The sequence below is a fragment of the Kitasatospora sp. MBT63 genome, from assembly GCF_000710465.2.
GTDB lineage: Bacteria > Actinomycetota > Actinomycetes > Streptomycetales > Streptomycetaceae > Kitasatospora.
In genome coordinates, this window is record NZ_JAIZ01000472.1 from 20,661 (window position 1) to 22,538 (window position 1,878).

Annotated in this window: 1 pseudogene; it reads left to right on the top strand. The window is 78.1% G+C overall.

Annotation, left to right across the window (positions count from 1 at the left end):
- Window positions 1–48 precede the first annotated feature (48 nt).
- Window positions 49–1,878, top strand: a pseudogene (locus AA75_RS25820) (ABC transporter); the annotation flags it as partial.

Genomic DNA, 1,878 nt, shown 5'->3' on the forward strand with positions numbered 1-1,878 from the left:
GCCCGGTCTGCGACCCCGGACCGCCGCCCGCCGCGGGCGGCTGACGCCGTGCCGGACACCCTCTCGCTCGGCGTCGACCTGCTGCTGGCCGGTCTCGCGGTCGGCAGCGCGGCCGCCCTCAGCGGCGTCGGACTGATCGTCACGTACCGGGCCACCGGCGTGCTCAACCTCGCCCAGGGCGCCCAGGCGATGCTGATCGCCTACCTGCTGCGCGAACTGGTGGTGGTCCGGCACTGGCCGCTCGCCCTCGCCGCGCCCTGCTGCCTGCTGCTGGCCGCGCCCGCCCTCGGCGTCCTGCTGGAGGTGGCCGTCTTCCGGCCCCTGCAACGCCGCGGCGCCGGCGCCGCCGAGACCCTGGTCGCCTCCGTCGGCGTCTTCGTGCTGCTGATCGGCCTCGCCGTCCTGGTCTGGGGCACCACCCCGTTCGGCGACGCACCCGCCCTCGCCCCGGCCACCGTCCTCGCCCGTCCCGGCGGCCACCCGCTGCGCCTGGACACCCTGGTCCAGCTCGCCGGGGTGCTGCTGCTCACCGCGGCGGTCGGCCTGGTCAACCGCCGCACGGCCGTCGGCGTACGGATGCGCGCGGTGGTCGACGACCGCACGCTGGCCGGCCTGACCGGCATCGACGCCGACCGGGTCGCCGCCGGCGGCTGGGCGTTCGGCTCCTTCACCGCCGGGCTGGTCGGCGTCCTGCTCGCCCCCGACCTGCTGCTCGACCCGTACGGGCTGCCGCTGCTGGTGCTGGAGACCATGGCGGTGGCCGTCGCCGCGCGGCTGCGCAGCCTGCCGGTCGCCGTCGCCACCGGACTCGCGCTCGGCGTGGTGCAGAGCGAACTCACCCGCTGGCACCCGCCCGGACAGCTGCTGCCGCTCGCCCAAGCCCTGCAGGCCAACCTGTTCGTGGTGGCGCTGCTGGCCGCCGCCCTGCTGCCGTGGCGCACCGCGCTCGCCGACGACCGCGGACTCGCCCCCCGGCCCGGCCGCAGCACCCCCGGCGGCATCCGGGCCGCCTGCGCCGTCCTGCTGCTGCTGCCGCTCTGGTTCCGCGCCGACGACCTGCGTGACGCGCTCGCGGTGCCCGCGCTCGCCCTGGTCCTGCTCTCCACCGTGGTGGTGACCGGCTACGGCGGCCAGGTCTCGCTCGGCCAGGCCGGGTACGCCGGGCTCGGCGGCCTCGGCACCGCCCTGCTGATCTCCGGTCAGGTCCCCGGCCTGCCCGCCCTCCCGCCGCTGCCCGCCCTGCTGCTGGCCGTCGCCGCGGCCGTACCGCTGGGCCTGCTGCTCGGCCGGCCCGCGATCCGCCGCCGCGGCCTCGCCCTCGCCCTGACCACGCTGGCCGTCGGGACCGCCCTCAGCCGGCTGGTGTTCGACCAGCCGTACGCCACCGACGGACTGGACCTCGGCGGCGCCCAACTGCCAGGCGGCGACCGGACCCTGTACGCGCTGGAACTGCTGCTGCTGGCCGCGGCCCTGCTGCTGGTCCGCAACCTGCACCGGGGACGGCTCGGCCGGGCGCTCACCGCACTGCGCGACCACCAGGACGCCGCCTCGGCCGCCGGGGTCGACGTCCCCCGCCTCAAACTGCTGCTCTTCATGACCGGCGCCGGGCTCGCCGCCCTCGGCGGCGCCCTGACCACCCTGGCCGGCCAGTCCTTCGACCCGAACGCCTACGACCCGGTGCGCGGACTGCTCTGGTTCGCCGCCGCGGTGGTCGCCGGGGTGGACAGCGCCACCGGGGCGGTCGTCGCCGCCGCGGCCCTGACCGTGCTGGACACCCTGTTCGGCCAGGGCGTCTCCGCCGTGGTGGTCGGCGCCGGCGCGGTGGCGGTCGGCCGGCTCCCCGGCGGCCTGGCCGGGCTCGCCCGGGCCCGCGGCCCC